General features: G+C 36.9%; 14 protein-coding genes and 1 pseudogene. 14 read left to right on the forward strand and 1 reads right to left on the reverse strand.

All coding sequences use genetic code 11. The features are described 5' to 3' along the window. Positions 1-104 precede the first annotated feature (104 nt). The 11 genes from RIB54_RS18435 to RIB54_RS18485 all read left to right on the forward strand — a co-directional run bounded on the left by RIB54_RS18435 (position 105) and on the right by RIB54_RS18485 (position 9797). Positions 105-488, forward strand: coding sequence for an ArsR/SmtB family transcription factor (locus RIB54_RS18435; protein ID WP_155183287.1), 384 nt, complete (start codon positions 105-107; stop codon positions 486-488). Continuing rightward, entirely contained in the window at positions 489-1184 is a 696-nt protein-coding gene (locus RIB54_RS18440) for a YjjG family noncanonical pyrimidine nucleotidase (RefSeq protein WP_350102273.1), read from the forward strand. Between the two features lie 72 nt (positions 1185-1256). Further along, positions 1257-2888, forward strand: a complete 1632-nt coding sequence (gene pruA, locus RIB54_RS18445; RefSeq protein ID WP_350102274.1) for an L-glutamate gamma-semialdehyde dehydrogenase — start codon at positions 1257-1259, stop codon at positions 2886-2888. Positions 2889-3067: 179 nt separating this feature from the next. After that, the gene (locus RIB54_RS18450) at positions 3068-3601 is read left to right on the forward strand and encodes a response regulator (protein ID WP_350102275.1); all 534 of its coding nucleotides are present in this window, start codon (positions 3068-3070) and stop codon (positions 3599-3601) included. A 394-nt stretch (positions 3602-3995) separates the two neighbouring features. Next, on the forward strand, positions 3996-4898 hold the full coding sequence (locus tag RIB54_RS18455; RefSeq protein ID WP_350102276.1) for a toll/interleukin-1 receptor domain-containing protein: 903 nt from the start codon (positions 3996-3998) through the stop codon (positions 4896-4898). Positions 4899-5070: 172 nt separating this feature from the next. Further along, on the forward strand, positions 5071-5319 hold the full coding sequence (locus RIB54_RS18460; RefSeq protein ID WP_350102279.1) for a DUF6364 family protein: 249 nt from the start codon (positions 5071-5073) through the stop codon (positions 5317-5319). After that, positions 5320-5742: a type II toxin-antitoxin system VapC family toxin gene (locus RIB54_RS18465; RefSeq protein ID WP_350065698.1), complete on the forward strand. Its 423-nt coding sequence runs from the start codon at positions 5320-5322 to the stop codon at positions 5740-5742. It begins immediately after the preceding gene. A 159-nt stretch (positions 5743-5901) separates the two neighbouring features. Next, positions 5902-6501, forward strand: a complete 600-nt coding sequence (locus RIB54_RS18470; protein WP_350102281.1) for a molybdopterin-dependent oxidoreductase — start codon at positions 5902-5904, stop codon at positions 6499-6501. Next, positions 6491-8068 carry a molybdopterin-containing oxidoreductase family protein gene (locus RIB54_RS18475; RefSeq protein WP_350103003.1) on the forward strand — a complete coding sequence of 526 codons (1578 nt, stop codon included), beginning with the start codon at positions 6491-6493 and terminating at the stop codon, positions 8066-8068. Before RIB54_RS18470 ends, RIB54_RS18475 begins: the two co-directional genes overlap by 11 nt. Positions 8069-8150: 82 nt before the next feature. Further along, positions 8151-8963, forward strand: coding sequence for a hypothetical protein (locus tag RIB54_RS18480; RefSeq protein ID WP_350102282.1), 813 nt, complete (start codon positions 8151-8153; stop codon positions 8961-8963). A gap of 198 nt (positions 8964-9161) precedes the next feature. Next, positions 9162-9797 (forward strand): hypothetical protein, encoded by a 636-nt coding sequence (locus RIB54_RS18485; protein WP_350102283.1) that lies wholly within the window; start codon positions 9162-9164, stop codon positions 9795-9797. A 74-nt stretch (positions 9798-9871) separates the two neighbouring features. Here RIB54_RS18485 and RIB54_RS18490 read toward each other — a convergent pair. Then, positions 9872-11757, reverse strand: a pseudogene (locus RIB54_RS18490) (fructose-1,6-bisphosphatase). A gap of 307 nt (positions 11758-12064) precedes the next feature. Here RIB54_RS18490 and RIB54_RS18495 point away from each other — a divergent pair. The 3 genes from RIB54_RS18495 to RIB54_RS18505 all read left to right on the forward strand — a co-directional run bounded on the left by RIB54_RS18495 (position 12065) and on the right by RIB54_RS18505 (position 15165). Beyond that, on the forward strand, positions 12065-13054 hold the full coding sequence (locus RIB54_RS18495) for an SDR family NAD(P)-dependent oxidoreductase (RefSeq protein WP_350102284.1): 990 nt from the start codon (positions 12065-12067) through the stop codon (positions 13052-13054). Between the two features lie 139 nt (positions 13055-13193). Next, positions 13194-14000: a helix-turn-helix domain-containing protein gene (locus tag RIB54_RS18500; protein ID WP_350102286.1), complete on the forward strand. Its 807-nt coding sequence runs from the start codon at positions 13194-13196 to the stop codon at positions 13998-14000. Between the two features lie 34 nt (positions 14001-14034). After that, complete coding sequence (locus RIB54_RS18505) at positions 14035-15165, forward strand: adenylate/guanylate cyclase domain-containing protein (protein ID WP_350102287.1); 1131 nt, start codon at positions 14035-14037, stop codon at positions 15163-15165. Positions 15166-15234: the final 69 nt, after the last annotated feature.

A 15234-nucleotide genomic window follows, 5' to 3' on the forward strand; every position in this document is an offset into this window, starting at 1 on the left:
TTAGATTATTAAACTGAAAGAGATGCAATTCAACCCCGAAGATATCAATTGAACGTCAAAGTTCCTTACAATGTTATTGATTTCTGCTAAATTTGGCCAAGGTCATGAGATTAAAAAACTTCAATCTTGCTTTCGGGTCACAGATATTCAAAGCATGCTCTGATGAGTCCAGAGTGCGCATACTTCACCTTATTTTTAAGAATAAGGAGATGTGCATTTCAGACCTCGAACACATATTGGAATTTACCCAAACCAAAACCTCAAGACATCTCATCTACTTAAAAAATTCAGGTATTTTAAGCACAAGAAAACAAGATCAGTGGGTCTTTTATTATTTAAAAGACGAAGTTTACGAAATCATAAGTCAGATCTTCCAATTTCTAAATAAGGATCAACTTTTAGTAGCTGACCTTAATACATACAAAACCATGTATAGTAATAGGGAGCTGGCTCGTAACAAACTTGAATCTAAGACCTGGAAACCCTAAATGAGTTCATTTAAAGCAGTATTCTTCGACCTTGACCACACCTTGTGGGATTACGAAACCAATTCATATGAAACTTTAAAAGAGCTTTTTGATGGTTATAACCTGTCGAGCATGGCAGATGTTACTTTCGAGCAATTCATCAAGAAGTTTACAAAAGTAAATGACAAGCTATGGGATAATTACAATAGAGGGCTGATAGACCGACAAGTAATTAAGAAGAAACGATTCGAAAAAATTCTGAAGGCCTTCGGTATTCATAAACCTGAAATGTCGCTTTCTATGTCTGAAGAATACATCAAAAACTGTCCTTACAAAACTAACCTAATGCCATATGCGCATGAAACTTTAGCCTACTTGCACAAAAAGTACCCGTTGTATCTTTTGACAAATGGTTTTAATGATGTGCAAAATATCAAAATCAAAAACTCCAATATTGATCATTATTTCAGTGGCATGGTGACCTCGGAAACTTCAGGGCATAGAAAACCATCATCTGAAATTTACAATTACACCTTATCACTTGCCAAAGCAAAAGCGGAATCTACTATAATGATAGGTGATAACCTAAGTGCCGACATTATTGGAGCAAAAAAGGCTAACCTGAGTACTGTTTATTATAACCCCAGAGCACTTAAACATAAAGCAGAAACAGACTATGAAGTCAGCTGCCTAAGTGAGCTTTCGTCAATACTTTAGTAACCTTTTTAGGTACATATTGGCTAACTTTGCATTTCGAAAAAACAATCCTATAAATTAAACCACAAACGTATGCCAAACGGAGTCTATCAAATACCTGCAGTAGCAAACGAACCAGTATTATCTTACACCGCTGGGTCTCCAGAAAAATTAGCTTTGAAAAAGGCCTTAGAAGAAGCCAGATCAAAGCAAGCTGATATACCAATGTATATTGGAGGTGAAGAAGTAAGAACTGGAAATAAAATTCCGCTTTCTCCTCCTCATGACCATAAGCACATTTTAGGTCATTTTCATGAAGGTGATAAATCTCATGTTGAACAAGCGGTAAATGCCGCGCTAGGCGCCAAAGAGGCTTGGGCCAATTTGTCATGGGAGCATAGAGCAAGTATTTTCCTGAGAGCTGCTGATCTTCTTGCCGGGCCATACAGGGCTAAAATTAATGCTGCTACTATGTTAGGGCAGTCTAAAAGCGTATATCAGGCTGAGATTGACGCTGCATGTGAGTTTATAGATTTTTTAAGATTTAATGCACAGTACCTGATGGAAATATACGAAGAGCAACCTGCCTCTTCTCCAGGTATTTGGAATAGATTGGAATACAGACCATTAGAAGGCTTTGTTTTCGCTATCACTCCTTTCAACTTTACTGCTATTGCAGGAAACCTACCAGCGTCTGCAGCGCTGATGGGCAACACTGTAGTATGGAAACCTGCATATACCCAGGTTTATTCAGCTCAGGTAATTATGGAAGTGCTTAAAAAGGCTGGCCTTCCTGATGGAGTTATTAATCTGATATATGTTGATGGCCCTGTTGCAGGAGATGTTGTTTTCAACCATAAAGACTTTGCCGGTTTGCATTTTACCGGAAGCACCAGTGTTTTCCAAAACCTATGGAAGACAATAGGAAACAACATTCACAAATACAGATCTTATCCTCGAATAGTGGGTGAAACAGGTGGTAAGGATTTCATAATGGCGCACAAGTCCGCTGATGCAAAAGAATTGGCAACGGCAATTACAAGAGGGGCTTTTGAATATCAAGGGCAGAAGTGTTCTGCCGCTTCAAGAGTTTATGTTCCTTCCAACCTTTGGGATGATGTAAAAAAATATTTGGTTGAAGATCTTAAATCCATCAAAATGGGGCCAACTGAAGATTTTTCAAACTTCTTTAATGCCGTAATTGATGAACGTTCTTTCGATAAAATTGCGAAATATATTGAAGGAGCGAAGGCCAATAGCATGAATGAGATTATAGCTGGTGGTGGGTATGATAAGTCGAAAGGATATTTTATTGAACCAACAGTAATACTTACCAAAGATCCTTCTTCTACTACCATGTGCGAGGAGATATTCGGGCCTGTGGTTACTATCTACGTCTATCAGGCAGAAAGATTTGAAGAAACACTGGAGCTAGTAGATAGCACTTCACCATATGCACTTACAGGTTCTATATTATCTCATGACAGATATGCCATTGACCTGGCCATGAAAAAGTTGGAGAACGCTGCCGGAAACTTCTACATCAACGACAAGCCTACAGGTGCTGTTGTAGGGCAGCAGCCATTCGGAGGAGCACGGGGATCTGGCACAAATGACAAGGCGGGATCAAAGTTAAACCTTCTAAGATGGGTGTCTCCGAGAACAATAAAAGAGACTTTTGTTCCACCAACCGATTATCGTTATCCTTTCTTAAATGAGAAGTAAGTAATTGACAAAGAATGAATTAAATAGCCATCCTTCAACTGACTGATGGCTATTTTTATGCCTTTTTTAGACTCATATGGCGTTTTCGCTATGATTTTATCTGGAAATCGTCTAAATTGGCCGATGTAAGTTTTGAGGCGGTTGGAGAAAATTTAAACAAGTAGTACTCAAAAACGATAATGTCTGCATTTTCATTAAGTAAAGTCGATAAATTTCGACAATCACAAGAAACAGGTCGTGAGGATTTGATTGACATCAAATTCCCTTCAGAAATGGTTAAGCCTAAAGTTGCCATTAGAGAGAAAGAATTATTAATATTTGTTGTGGATGATGATCCATCGTTCATGCAAATCCTGAATACTCACTTTTCTAAGTTGACCTTGAAAAGTGATAAAGGGGATGCCTTTCAATTTAAGGTAAAAAATTATGCAACCGGCAGAAGCTGTATTGGCGAACTCGACCGTAAACCTGATCTAATCTTTCTTAACTATTATATAAATAAAGGCATGCCCAATGCCTTAACAGGTAAAGACACATTAAACAAGATTATTGAAATCAACCCTAATCAAAAAGTATTGATACTGGATGATCTTAACGTAAAGCTCAGAGGTGCCTTTGTAGAAAATGGTTTGAGAGATTATATTATAAATGACATCGCAGCTCTGGAAGAACTGAATAATACCATTCTTGATATTATTAATAGGGAATACTAATTGTTTTTAAAATTCTTGATATCCTCCAAGTTGGATGGGCTCATGGTTTTTTTTTATAAATTCTTAAATGTAAACTCAGTTTGATTCACTGCATTTCAAAATCAAATGACATTACGACCCAAACACAGATGGCAACCACAGAGAGTTTACTGCTTGGTCTGGAGTACACTGTTCAGCATTAACTAAATGTAAAAAATGCGACTAACTAGAGATAAGACAACTAGTTGCCCTTCTCAGCAATTTTTCCGCAATTGAAGTTCTGAAGGAGCTATTACATATTGAAGAGAAGAAGTTAAGTATTATGCCGGAAAACTTCACTTAATATATATCTTGCCAATAATATATATACGCAATTGCGTATAGCGAATTGTTAGTGTCTATTAAATAGAATTAAATGGCTCAGTTAATTGAATACTTTAATAATGACTTTAATGACACTTCTTTAGATAAAACAATAACAGTAAACTATATAATTAAGCACAAACTTACTGGAGAAGAACAAAATCGAAAGATAGAAGTAAGGCAACGTTTATATATTGGAACAAACTCATCAGCTAGATTCTTCACATTTTACATCCCCGAAACACAGGATATCCATTTTATATGTGACCATCTAATTGATAATTTGGCAGAACTAAAAAAAGATGCTGATAATATTGAATTCCGAGGAGGATTTATAAATGATATAACACTCGGTGAACATGAATCAGTCTATTCAAATAGAATTTACTTTTATTGTGAAACAGCTCTGGCAGCAAATGAATTAGATCTTTTAGAGAATAAGTCTCGTCAAAATAATCTCTACCTTACAATTCGAAGTATTAATTATTTAAATGCCAAAATGCAAGCTGAAAAACCAATTGCCTTTATATCTCATGATTCTGCTGATAAAGCCGAAATTGCAAGACCAATAGCACATGGTTTAAATTCAAGATTATGCTTTGTATGGTATGATGAATTCACCTTGAAAGTTGGAGATAATTTAAGAGAGAGCATTGAAAAGGGTATCAAAGAAACCAAAAAATGTATTCTAATAATCACTCCAAATTTTTTAAGTAATCCTGGCTGGACTAAGAAAGAATTCAATTCGATTTTTACAAAAGAGGTTTTGTTTACTGAAGATATAATATTACCTATTTGGCACAACGTAACCGCAAAAGAAGTTTTCGAATATTCACCTGATTTAGCCAATAAGTTTGCATTGCAATGGCCTAAGAAAGATAGCCTAGGTGAAGCTGAATATAAAAAGGAAATAGAATTAATTATTAGCAAGCTTCATACTTCGATTAAATCATAACACTATTACACGTTAAAAATCTCAAGTGACCTTTCTTAACACTTAAAACAATACATGGCAAAAAAACAGAGCGGACATTCTTAATGCCTTGGGCGCAATTATTCACAAAGTTCTGCTTCAATTTAAATTATACGGATATTTTAATTATTTTTGTACGTATAATAATATTATTATGGACACGAAACTGACTTTAAAGCTTAATCAAGAGATAATTGAACGAGCAAAAAAGTATGCTTCTGATAAAAAAATGAGTTTATCTAGAATTGTAGAAGCATATCTACAATCGTTGACCACCGACAAGAATGATTCTGATTTTGAAATTACTCCATTCATTAAAAGTCTAGCTACCGGAACAAAAATCCCAAATGATTTAGACTACAAAAAAGAATACTCAGATTCATTGTTGGAGAAATATAAATAGATGAAAAAGAGATTATTTTTGGACACAAATGTAATTCTTGATTTACTTGGTGAACGAAATCCTTACTATGATTCAATTGCAAAATTAGCCTCTCTGGCTGACAAAGGAGAATTAACATTAGTTGTTTCGCCTATATCCTTTGCCACCTTAAACTATTTTATTTCAAAATTTGAGTCAACTCAAATTGCTCAAGAAAAGCTTAGAAAATTCAAAATCATTTGCGAAATCTGTAGACTAGATGAACATATCATCGAGAAAGGATTGAACTCCGATTTTAAGGACTTTGAAGATGCACTACAATATTTTAGTGCGGTTGATTCGGATTGCGATATAATAATTACCAGAAACGGAAAAGATTTCAAAAAGTCTTTGTTAGCAGTTTTGACTGCAGATGAATATTTGCAGAGCATAAAACCAAAATAGCTACTCTCTGGCCTGTAGCACACAGAACATATTAGCCAAAGGTCAATAATCCACTTACTAAAGACCGCAACCACCGCTTGAAACAAAGTCTTATAAAGAGAAATTGGTTATATAACTTCAATTAATGCATATATTGTTGGTGATCATTAAACCTAAGACATGAGTTCAAAGAGCAATAATGGGATCAACCGAAGAGCGTTTATAGAAATTACCAGTAAAACGGCAGTGGGAATGGGTCTCGTCTCTTTGCCGCTTGTTACCTCCAGCTGTATTGATACAAATACAACTAAAACAACTCATGGTGCATGTTATCACGACTGTCCTGACAGATGCAGTTGGAAAGTAACTACAGCCAATAACAAGGTAATTAATTTTGAAGCTGGTCAAGATTCCTATACGGCAGGCAAGTTGTGTAATAAAATGGAACGCTTTCCAGACGATGTAACCTACCATCCTGATCGAATATTGACACCCTTAAAAAGAAAAGGTCTTAAAGGGGCGGGTGAATTTGAAAAGATTAGTTGGGAGGAAGCCATAGCCGAAGTAGCTTCCAAACTCCAGGACATTATAGATAAAAAAGGAGGTGAGGCCATCCTTCCATATAGCTTCGGTGGCAATCAGGGTAAAGTACAGAGCCAATTTCCCAATCGTTTTTTTTGCGCACATTGGAGCCAGCCAACTGGAAAGAACTATTTGTGGCGATACGGCCGTAGAAGGGGTTTTAGCTACAAATGGACAGACAACAGGGATATTACCTGAAGATTGTGTACATAGCAGGTTCATAATTTTATGGGGTACAAACCCAGTAACTTCCAATCAACATCTCTGGCCATATATTCAAAAAGCTAAATCAAACGGAGCTACCATTGTGGTTGTTGACCCTTTCAAATCTGCCACTGCTGAAAAAGTCGACTGGCACATTCAACCCTCTCCTGGAACGGACACGGCCCTGGCTTTAGGATTAATGCATGTCATATTTAAGGAAAACCTTCAAGATCAAGACTACATTGATCGTTATACTGTTGGTGTTGAAGAACTAAAAAAGCATGTACAAGCATACGATCCGGAAGCCGTTGCTCAAATAACGGGTCTGGAAGCGGAAACCATCATTTCATTGGCCAAATCTTATGCGCAAAGCTCACCTGCATTGATACGTGTGCTCATTGGCATGGAGCATCAGGTCAATGGAGCCAGTGCGTTTAGAGCGGTGGCCATGTTGCCCGCTTTAACGGGTGCATGGAGACAATTTGGAGGAGGGCTGATGCACATGACCTATGAGCTTTTTGGAGCATCTCTGAACTGGGAAAGCATCACTTTACCTGCAGCATTGGCCAACCAGCAAACCCGGTCTATCAATATGATTGAATTGGGGAAAGCATTGACTAGCAAGGATCTATCTCCCGGAATCGATGCATTATTTGTATTCAATTCCAACCCTGCAGTTACTACTCCCAATCAAAACCTGATTTTGAAAGGGCTGGAAAGAGAAGACTTATTGACCATCGTATCAGAGCACTTTATAACAGATACCGCACGATACGCTGATTACGTTTTTCCTGCTACCAGTGTCCTTGAAAATTGGGATATTCTGGATTCCTGGGGGAGCACGTATATCAACATCAATGAACCGGCCATTGAGCCATTGGGAGAATCAAAAACCAATTCGGAACTTTTCAGACTACTTGCTAAGGAAATGGGGTTCACGGAATCATACCTATACGAATCAGATATTGACATTGTAAAGAAAACACTGCAAAGTGATCACGAATATTTGAAGGGGATCACTTTTGAATCTCTGAGAAAAACAGGGGGACAAAGATTAAACCTGCCTGAAAAATGGATGCCTCATGTGACGGGTAATTTTAAGACAAAAACGAAAAAATGCCATTTCTACGATGAGGATATTGAACCGAACCTCCCAACCTATATTCCCCGAGAGTATAATGAAGCAGATATGGAGAAATACCCATTGCATTTATTGACCTTAAAAACGCCTAAATATTTACTGAACAGTAGCCATGGCAATGTAGATCATATCCTTGAAAAGGAAGGACAGCCCTATGTGGAGATCCACCCTAAAGATGCCGCCATCAGAAATATTGCAGATGGTGATGAATTGAAAATATTTAATCAGCGGGGCAGGGTATTTATGACAGCCAGCATAAGTCATAAGGTTACTCGAGGAGTTGTATGTATGCCTCAGGGGTATTGGCCTTCTTTGTTAAAAGGGGGATCTTCAGCCAATGCGCTTACTGATCATCTTTTAACAGATATGGGACGTGGAGGCGCCATCCAAGAAGCAAAAGTTGAAATATTAAAAGTTTAAAAACAATCACTTAATGTATATCTTGTCAATAATATATATACGCAATTGCGTATATATATTATTGGCAACCATTACGCACTATATGGACGAGCATGATTTAATAGTAAAAGAGATATTTGCTTTTTATGGACGAGCAATGTACTTAGCCCAGTGTCTAGAAAAAGGCATAATGAACGTTCTTCTTATTAATCAATTTGAAAAAGGGATTACTAAAACCAGATATGAAGAATTACTTCAGGAAAAATCTGGGTTAACTCTCGGGCAATTAAAAAGGGAAGTGGAAAATCTAGGAATATTCACGGAAGCGGAATTGGAAGAGATTAACATGTTCCATAAACAAAGGGATTTTTTAGCTCACTCCTACTGGTGGGAACGCACCGTTGAGTTTTATGACCCTAAGTTACAACCGAAATTGTTGAAAGAACTAGATGAATTCAAAGTGAAATTTGAAGAATTAGACATTGTGATCACCAGTAAAACAAGTGACTTCATAATAAAAAGCGGAATAAACATGGATGAAATTATGTCTGAAATGTTAAATGAAGGCGAAACTGTACCTTTCGATAAATTTATTAAACTCTCCAAAAATGAGAGTTTAATAAATATTTTCGGTTACAATGAGACAGAATCTAGTCAAATTCCAATTTTTGAACTTGAAGATAATACCTTTTGGACTGTCAGTGATATTGGGCTTTCTCAGTACAAATTAGATGTTGACGAGAAAAAGAAGTTTATTTTAGAAAAGATAAATGGTATATTCCCAATTAATCAGTTTAATCCTCGTCCCAAGGTAATAGGACCCTGGAATTATGAATTGGATTTGAAAAAGAAGGGACTAAAAATGAAAGTTCCAAAGGCAGATGCAAGTAGTCCTATGAAATGGAATATAAAATAAACAGTTGCCAACATTCAGTATGAAATCATAGCGGGATAGTGGGTTATTTCAGTTCTTTACTACTTGTGGGTGCGCCAATCCTGTGGATTGGCTAAGTAGTAAATTGATACTATATTGCTTTCTATTCGCTTCAATTCATACTATGGCGTTAGGTTCAAATAAAATTAAAAATCAAGTTCATTATAATAAGTCAGCTTTATGAGCGATACACGTGCATTCGTTATCAATTATGGTGTTATGTTAGAGGCAGAAGCTAATTTTACACTTTCGGCAATTCTTAACATCGAACTGGATTCGAGCAAAGCGCTAGGAGACTCCTATCAATCTTTAGGATTTAATCAAAAAATCACCTTAATACAGGATTTAAAAGGATTGAATAAGGATACCATCAATAAACTTCAAAAATTCATGGAAATACGTAACAAGTTTGCCCACGTCCTGAAGATCGATTCCTTTAGTGCATTTAAGACAAAAACCCAAGAAGGTAAGGCAACGATTACAAAACTTGAAAATTGGTATTTAAATAAAATATCAGATAAAATAAAGATTAGTAAAAATAAGGAGGAAGATTATCGTAACCTGTTTCTTGAGCTTTACAAAGACATTTGGCAGTTTCTTCAACATACAAAGGACGTACATCTTGTTGAAAAGCATCGTGAACAAAGCATATCTTATCTTCAACTAGGTTTATTAGAGATTCTTAAGCAAAAATTATCTGCGTCAAATGAGCTTGCCAAAATCCTGGAAAATGCTGAATCCGAAATGAAAGAAAAATGGGAAGAAAAAAAAAGGAGAGATGGATTTAGAGTGCCTAACAAAGGCTTCCATGAATAATCCCTAGTATTTCCTTGGTCTGGAACACACAGACCTGTATTAGCTAAAGATGCGAAAACTTACTAGAGACAAAACTAGCTGCCCTTCTCAGCAATTTTTCCGCTCTTGAAGTGCTGCAGTAACTCCTTTAAATCAATAATGTATTCCTTTAATGATTTGCCGTCATCAATGTCTTTAACACGAATTACCTTGCTGGATGGTGAGTAGAGCGTTTCATAAGAAAGTATATCTATTTCCTCTGCTATGGCTTTTTGCTTAGACTCAAAAGGCATATGTGATATCAGCTGCTTTCCTTTCTGATCAAAAATCATTGTGTACCCGGCTATCCCTGTCTTGCCTTGGTATGCCTTTGAGAATCCACCGTCAATTACATAAAGTTTGCCATTGGCCTTAACAGGGCTCTCTCCTCTTTTTGCAACTACCGGCACATGGCCATTGATGATAATGGCATTCTTGTTATCAAGACCAAAGTCATTTAATATTTTAACGCAGGTTTCTTCATCATTCCTATACTGATAGTAGTAGGACTTCTCCTCTTTATGTGTTTTTGCATCAGTTATAAAGTACCTTTCAAAGGTGGTCATCTTACTCTTGCCAAATAGCGGAGAATCCGGTCCGCACCACAAATACCAAATAGTATCCAGACCAAGTTGTTTGTTCTTATCATCTGCCTCTAAAAAGTAAGCATCCCTAACTTTAGCATCCAGAAAGTCTAACAAAGACTTACCCTTTAGTTTTTTACCAAGTAGCTCTACCTCTTTCAAATCACCATTTTCATCGAGAGGAATACAGCCATGATACAAAAGGCAATTATTGGTGACTTTGTACATGCCGCCATTCTTGATCAGAAAATCAACATGTCTTTGAAGGGGTCACTTTCTTTAAATGCTTGTATCAAAACACCCATTAAATCCTTCTCGCCTTTTGACAATTCATGAGGTGCAGCAGGGTCCACGGTGGGTAATGACTTATCATGCAGATCGTACTTTTTGCCATCTATTGTAATTTGATAATTACTAAAGTCGATATTTGATAAAATCAGCTGATCCAACATGTTAAACCCTGATTGTCGCAACTTCAATTGCTCTTCCAACTTAAACTGAATAATGCTAATGGCTTTATGCATGATGCGATTGAGCCATTTTTCACTGGCATTTAACAATTCAGTGGGGTCTACTTTTGGGTCAAAATGAATGCTTTCTTCCTCCTTGTAATGCTCAAGTGCAAAAGAAGCCAGAGGTATAAGATTGATGCCATAACCCTTTTCAAGTGTATTTGTATTTCCATAGCGCAGAGACAGCCTGATCACATTAGCAATACACGCCAAAGAACCACTGGCGGCTCCCATCCAAACTATATCATGATTTCCCCACTGCACATCAACAGAATCATACTCCAACAGGTCATCAAGGATATTCTCAGCAGCTGGTCCTCTGTCATAAATATCACCAATGATATGAATAGAATGTATTGAAAGTCTTTGAATAAAAGTGCTTAGTTCGATAATTATAGCATCAGCTTCCTGAATATCAATAATGGTTTCTATTAACTGATCATAAAAAATTGCCTTGTCCTTATTGGTGTAGTCAGAATACACCATGGCCAGTATAATTTCCTGATACTGCCCTTTGAGCAACCTTCCCAATTTCCTTTTGGCATAAATGCTCGTGAAATCTTTGGCAATAATGATAAGATCTTTCAGCGTTGATTTATAAAAATCAGCATTGCTGATTCCACTTTTATGAAATGATTTTAACTTTTCCTCAGGATAATAAATAAGCGATGCCAAAGACTTCAACTCCTTTTCTGATTTACTTTTTTGAAACAGGTTGGTCAATCGCTGCCTGATCATACCCGACCCATTTCTTATCATGTGCTGAAAAGAGTCCTACTCACCATGGACATCGCTGATGAACAGCTCAGATCCTTTTGGCAATGACAAAACGGATTCAAGAAGCATTATTTCTTTACCCAATGCACTTCTGGTCGGAAATTTTTGAGCCAGTTGCTTGAGGTACTTTAGTCGGTCAGGGGTCAATTTTTTAGGGTTGTATTTACCATCTCAAACTACGAAAGTAATACCAATTAGCCCCGAATTAAGTGGTAAATTTTACCTGTAAAAGCACTTTTTGCCAGCATTTTATTGAATTACAAAAATGCACACGATTTCAAAAATCTATGGCCCTTTAAACAAAGTAAAATTGGTCTTTTAAACAAAGTTGTCGAGTGCGCCACAAACTAGCTTTGTCTCAACAAATCAATAAAATATGAGACGAAATAATTATCAAGGAGCCCTTCAGAAGCCATTAGGCTCAGGGTTTAAGGCACAAACTACAGCTTTTGAAGTTGTGAATGGAATTGACTTAACTGGCAAAATCGCCATAGTAACAGGTGGGAATACTGGCATAGGACTTGAAACAACTAAGGTTTTAGCTGCTGCTGGAGCCACTGTTATAGTTCCGGCAAGAGATATTGAAAAAGCCAGGAAAAATTTGGGTGGGGTATCTAACATTGAGTTAGAAAAAATGGACTTAATAGACCCTGGATCAATTGATGAGTTTGCTGACAAGTTTTTAAAGTCCGGCAGACCGTTGCACTTACTAATTAATAATGCAGGGATTATGTGGGTACCCTTACGTAGAGACAACAGGGGCATTGAATCTCAGCTGGCTGTAAATTATTTAAGTCAATTTCACCTGACGGCCCGGTTATGGCCCGCCCTTGTACAGGCTGATGGAGCTAGAGTGATAAACGTTTCTTCCCAGGGGCATCACTTTGGATCTTTCAATTTTTCCGACCCTAATTTTGAACATAGAGAATATGAAACACTCCAAGGCTATGGCCAGTCAAAAACGGCTTGCAACCTGTTTACAATGGAACTGGATAGCAGAGGAAGAGAGTTTAATATTAGTGCCTTTTCTTTGCATCCCGGATCAATTAATGGGACAGAACTGGCCAGAGAAGCTTCGCTAGAATTGTTTCAAAAAATGGGCTTTTTAGACTCAGAAGGAAACCTTAATCCAGAGGTGGCTGCATCTTTAAAAACTATACCTCAAGGTGCCGCCACAACAGTCTGGTGCGCAACCAGTCCTATGTTGAATAACATTGGCGGTGTCTACTGTGAAGATGGTGACATTGCTGAATTGGTTCACGAAACATCGCAGCAAGGTGGGGTAATGTCCTACTCCCTTGATGAGGCAAGTGCAAAACAATTGTGGTCCTTGAGCGAAAAATTAACAGGAATTACGTTTCTATAAACCTTATATTGAGCAAGTTTTTGAGAGAGAGGGTGTAGAATCCTCTCTCTTATCCAAATATTTATCGGCTATGATTACAATATTTTATTGACATATCCGACCAATATATTATACGAAGTTACTTTTCACTTATGTTGACATGGATCACGTTTCAAAATACATAACACCAGAAATAAAGCTATCCTGCTATGATGACAAATTTTTCAAATCCGAAATAGTATTTGATCACCATATGCTAGTATGGTTTATTTCAGGGGAAACCAAAATAGTTCAGGCGGAATCAACCCACATCTTTAAAAAAGGAGATATTTTTCTTATCCCAAGAAATAAGCCTGCAACGGTCATTAATTACCCAAAAGATGGTTTGCCTCATAAAACCGTTGTTATGCTTCTCACCAAAGATGTTCTCAGAAAATTTTATAATAGCATTGGATTACAACCAAACGTTATAGCTACATCCAAAATTCAAAGTTTTAAAAACCACCCTCTACTTGAAAGTTGCCTTGCGTCATTGATACCATATTTTGATATGGAAGGATCATTTCCTGAAAATTTGGCATCTCTTAAAGTTACCGAAGCTATTAGCATATTACGAACGATTGACCCTGGTATTGATGGAGTACTAGCCAGTTTTGATGATCCTCATAAAGTGGACCTGATAAGCTTCATGGAAAAGAATTACATGTTTAATATGCCCATTGAAAGGTTTGGATACCTAACCGGCAGAAGTCTTACTACATTTAAGAGAGACTTTAAGAAAGCTTTTAACATCACCCCTCAAAAATGGCTAACACAAAAAAGGTTAGAGCTGGCGCATTACAGACTTTCGGAAAAAAAGGAAAAGCCAGTTGAGGTTTGTTATGAAACCGGTTTCGAAAATTTATCGCATTTCTCATTCGCCTTTAAAAAATATTTTGGTTATCCACCAACTCGCTTAACTACTTGACCCATTAATATTTCGTGCTACTATTTTACTTGTTATGAAACCAGAAAAATTTGAATACACTACAATGGCACAGCGCTATACGGCCCGTTACCCATTATTGACTTATTTAAGTATTCAGGTAAACTTCTGGATTATAGCCAATGTTCTTCTGGCCTTGGTTATAAGTCTTTATTCAAAAATTAGCAGTTTGATATATGGCATCCATGTAATGATGGAGTTGAAATCAATGCTTGTGATGGCTGTTATAGCAGGTATATTTTATGGGGTAAGTTATGGTTTGTTGGCCCATTACCTTGAGAGAAGATTCTTTAGAAATTTAACACTCGGAAAAGTCATTCTATTAAAAACCCTGGGTTCGGTTGTTCTTCTAATACTGCTTCTGCTGCTTCTTAGGCATTTATTCTGGAGTTTTTATATTGATCTTGCTAGTGAAAAGGGCACTAACCTGAGCAATGAGATTTGGGACAATGTATTTTATCTACTTTTAGTGTATTACTTTTTCATGGCAGTGCTGATAAGTTACATCAATCAAGTAAACAAAAAGTATGGCCCCGGAGTACTAATTCCATTGTTACTGGGTAGGTACAGACATCCGCGGGAAGAAGATAGAATATTTATGTTTATGGATTTAAAATCTTCAACAACCTATGCCGAAAAACTCGGACACTTAAAATACAGCTCCTTTATCAGAGACTATTTTGATGATATAAACCAATTGCTATTACCGTTTCGAGCACAAGTATATCAATATGTGGGTGACGAAATAGTGGTTATGTGGTCTGAAAAAGAAGGATTAATAAATAATTTCTGCCTCATGTTTTTCTTTGCGTGCCAGCAGCAGTTTAAAACCCGGGCTGACTATTATCTCAATAAGTATGGAATTGTTCCTGAGTTTAAAGCCGGACTCCATTCTGGGAGGGTATCGGCAGTGGAAATAGGAGAAATCAAAAAGGATATTGCGTATCATGGAGACACAATAAATACGACTGCGAGAATTCAAAGCATATGCAATGAGCATAATAAAAGCTTTCTTATCTCCAATTACCTACTTTCCAAAATTGAGCTTGATCCTAATATTAAAATTGAAAATATTGGTAATATTTTGCTAAGAGGAAAGTCTGAGAAAATTGAGATAGCAAGTATCGAGTATATTAAAAATCACTAGAGATGTGAAAACAAAAAACCATTGATTTTGAGTAAGTAAAATCAGCAGAGATTATACAGAGAACTATTT

This window comes from Fulvivirga sp. (genome assembly GCF_040218215.1).
In the GTDB taxonomy this organism is placed as follows: domain Bacteria; phylum Bacteroidota; class Bacteroidia; order Cytophagales; family Cyclobacteriaceae; genus Fulvivirga.

What these genes read in the sequence shown, in the direction of transcription:
- RIB54_RS18485 (WP_350102283.1), top strand. Translation starts at nt 9,162, where the DNA reads ATGAGCGATACACGTGCATTCGTTATCAATTATGGTGTTATGTTAGAG.
- RIB54_RS18470 (WP_350102281.1), top strand. Translation starts at nt 5,902, where the DNA reads ATGAGTTCAAAGAGCAATAATGGGATCAACCGAAGAGCGTTTATAGAA.
- RIB54_RS18465 (WP_350065698.1), top strand. Translation starts at nt 5,320, where the DNA reads ATGAAAAAGAGATTATTTTTGGACACAAATGTAATTCTTGATTTACTT.
- RIB54_RS18480 (WP_350102282.1), top strand. Translation starts at nt 8,151, where the DNA reads ATGGACGAGCATGATTTAATAGTAAAAGAGATATTTGCTTTTTATGGA.
- pruA (WP_350102274.1), top strand. Translation starts at nt 1,257, where the DNA reads ATGCCAAACGGAGTCTATCAAATACCTGCAGTAGCAAACGAACCAGTA.
- RIB54_RS18455 (WP_350102276.1), top strand. Translation starts at nt 3,996, where the DNA reads ATGGCTCAGTTAATTGAATACTTTAATAATGACTTTAATGACACTTCT.
- RIB54_RS18495 (WP_350102284.1), top strand. Translation starts at nt 12,065, where the DNA reads ATGAGACGAAATAATTATCAAGGAGCCCTTCAGAAGCCATTAGGCTCA.
- RIB54_RS18505 (WP_350102287.1), top strand. Translation starts at nt 14,035, where the DNA reads ATGAAACCAGAAAAATTTGAATACACTACAATGGCACAGCGCTATACG.
- RIB54_RS18500 (WP_350102286.1), top strand. Translation starts at nt 13,194, where the DNA reads ATGGATCACGTTTCAAAATACATAACACCAGAAATAAAGCTATCCTGC.
- RIB54_RS18435 (WP_155183287.1), top strand. Translation starts at nt 105, where the DNA reads ATGAGATTAAAAAACTTCAATCTTGCTTTCGGGTCACAGATATTCAAA.
- RIB54_RS18450 (WP_350102275.1), top strand. Translation starts at nt 3,068, where the DNA reads ATGTCTGCATTTTCATTAAGTAAAGTCGATAAATTTCGACAATCACAA.
- RIB54_RS18440 (WP_350102273.1), top strand. Translation starts at nt 489, where the DNA reads ATGAGTTCATTTAAAGCAGTATTCTTCGACCTTGACCACACCTTGTGG.
- RIB54_RS18460 (WP_350102279.1), top strand. Translation starts at nt 5,071, where the DNA reads ATGGACACGAAACTGACTTTAAAGCTTAATCAAGAGATAATTGAACGA.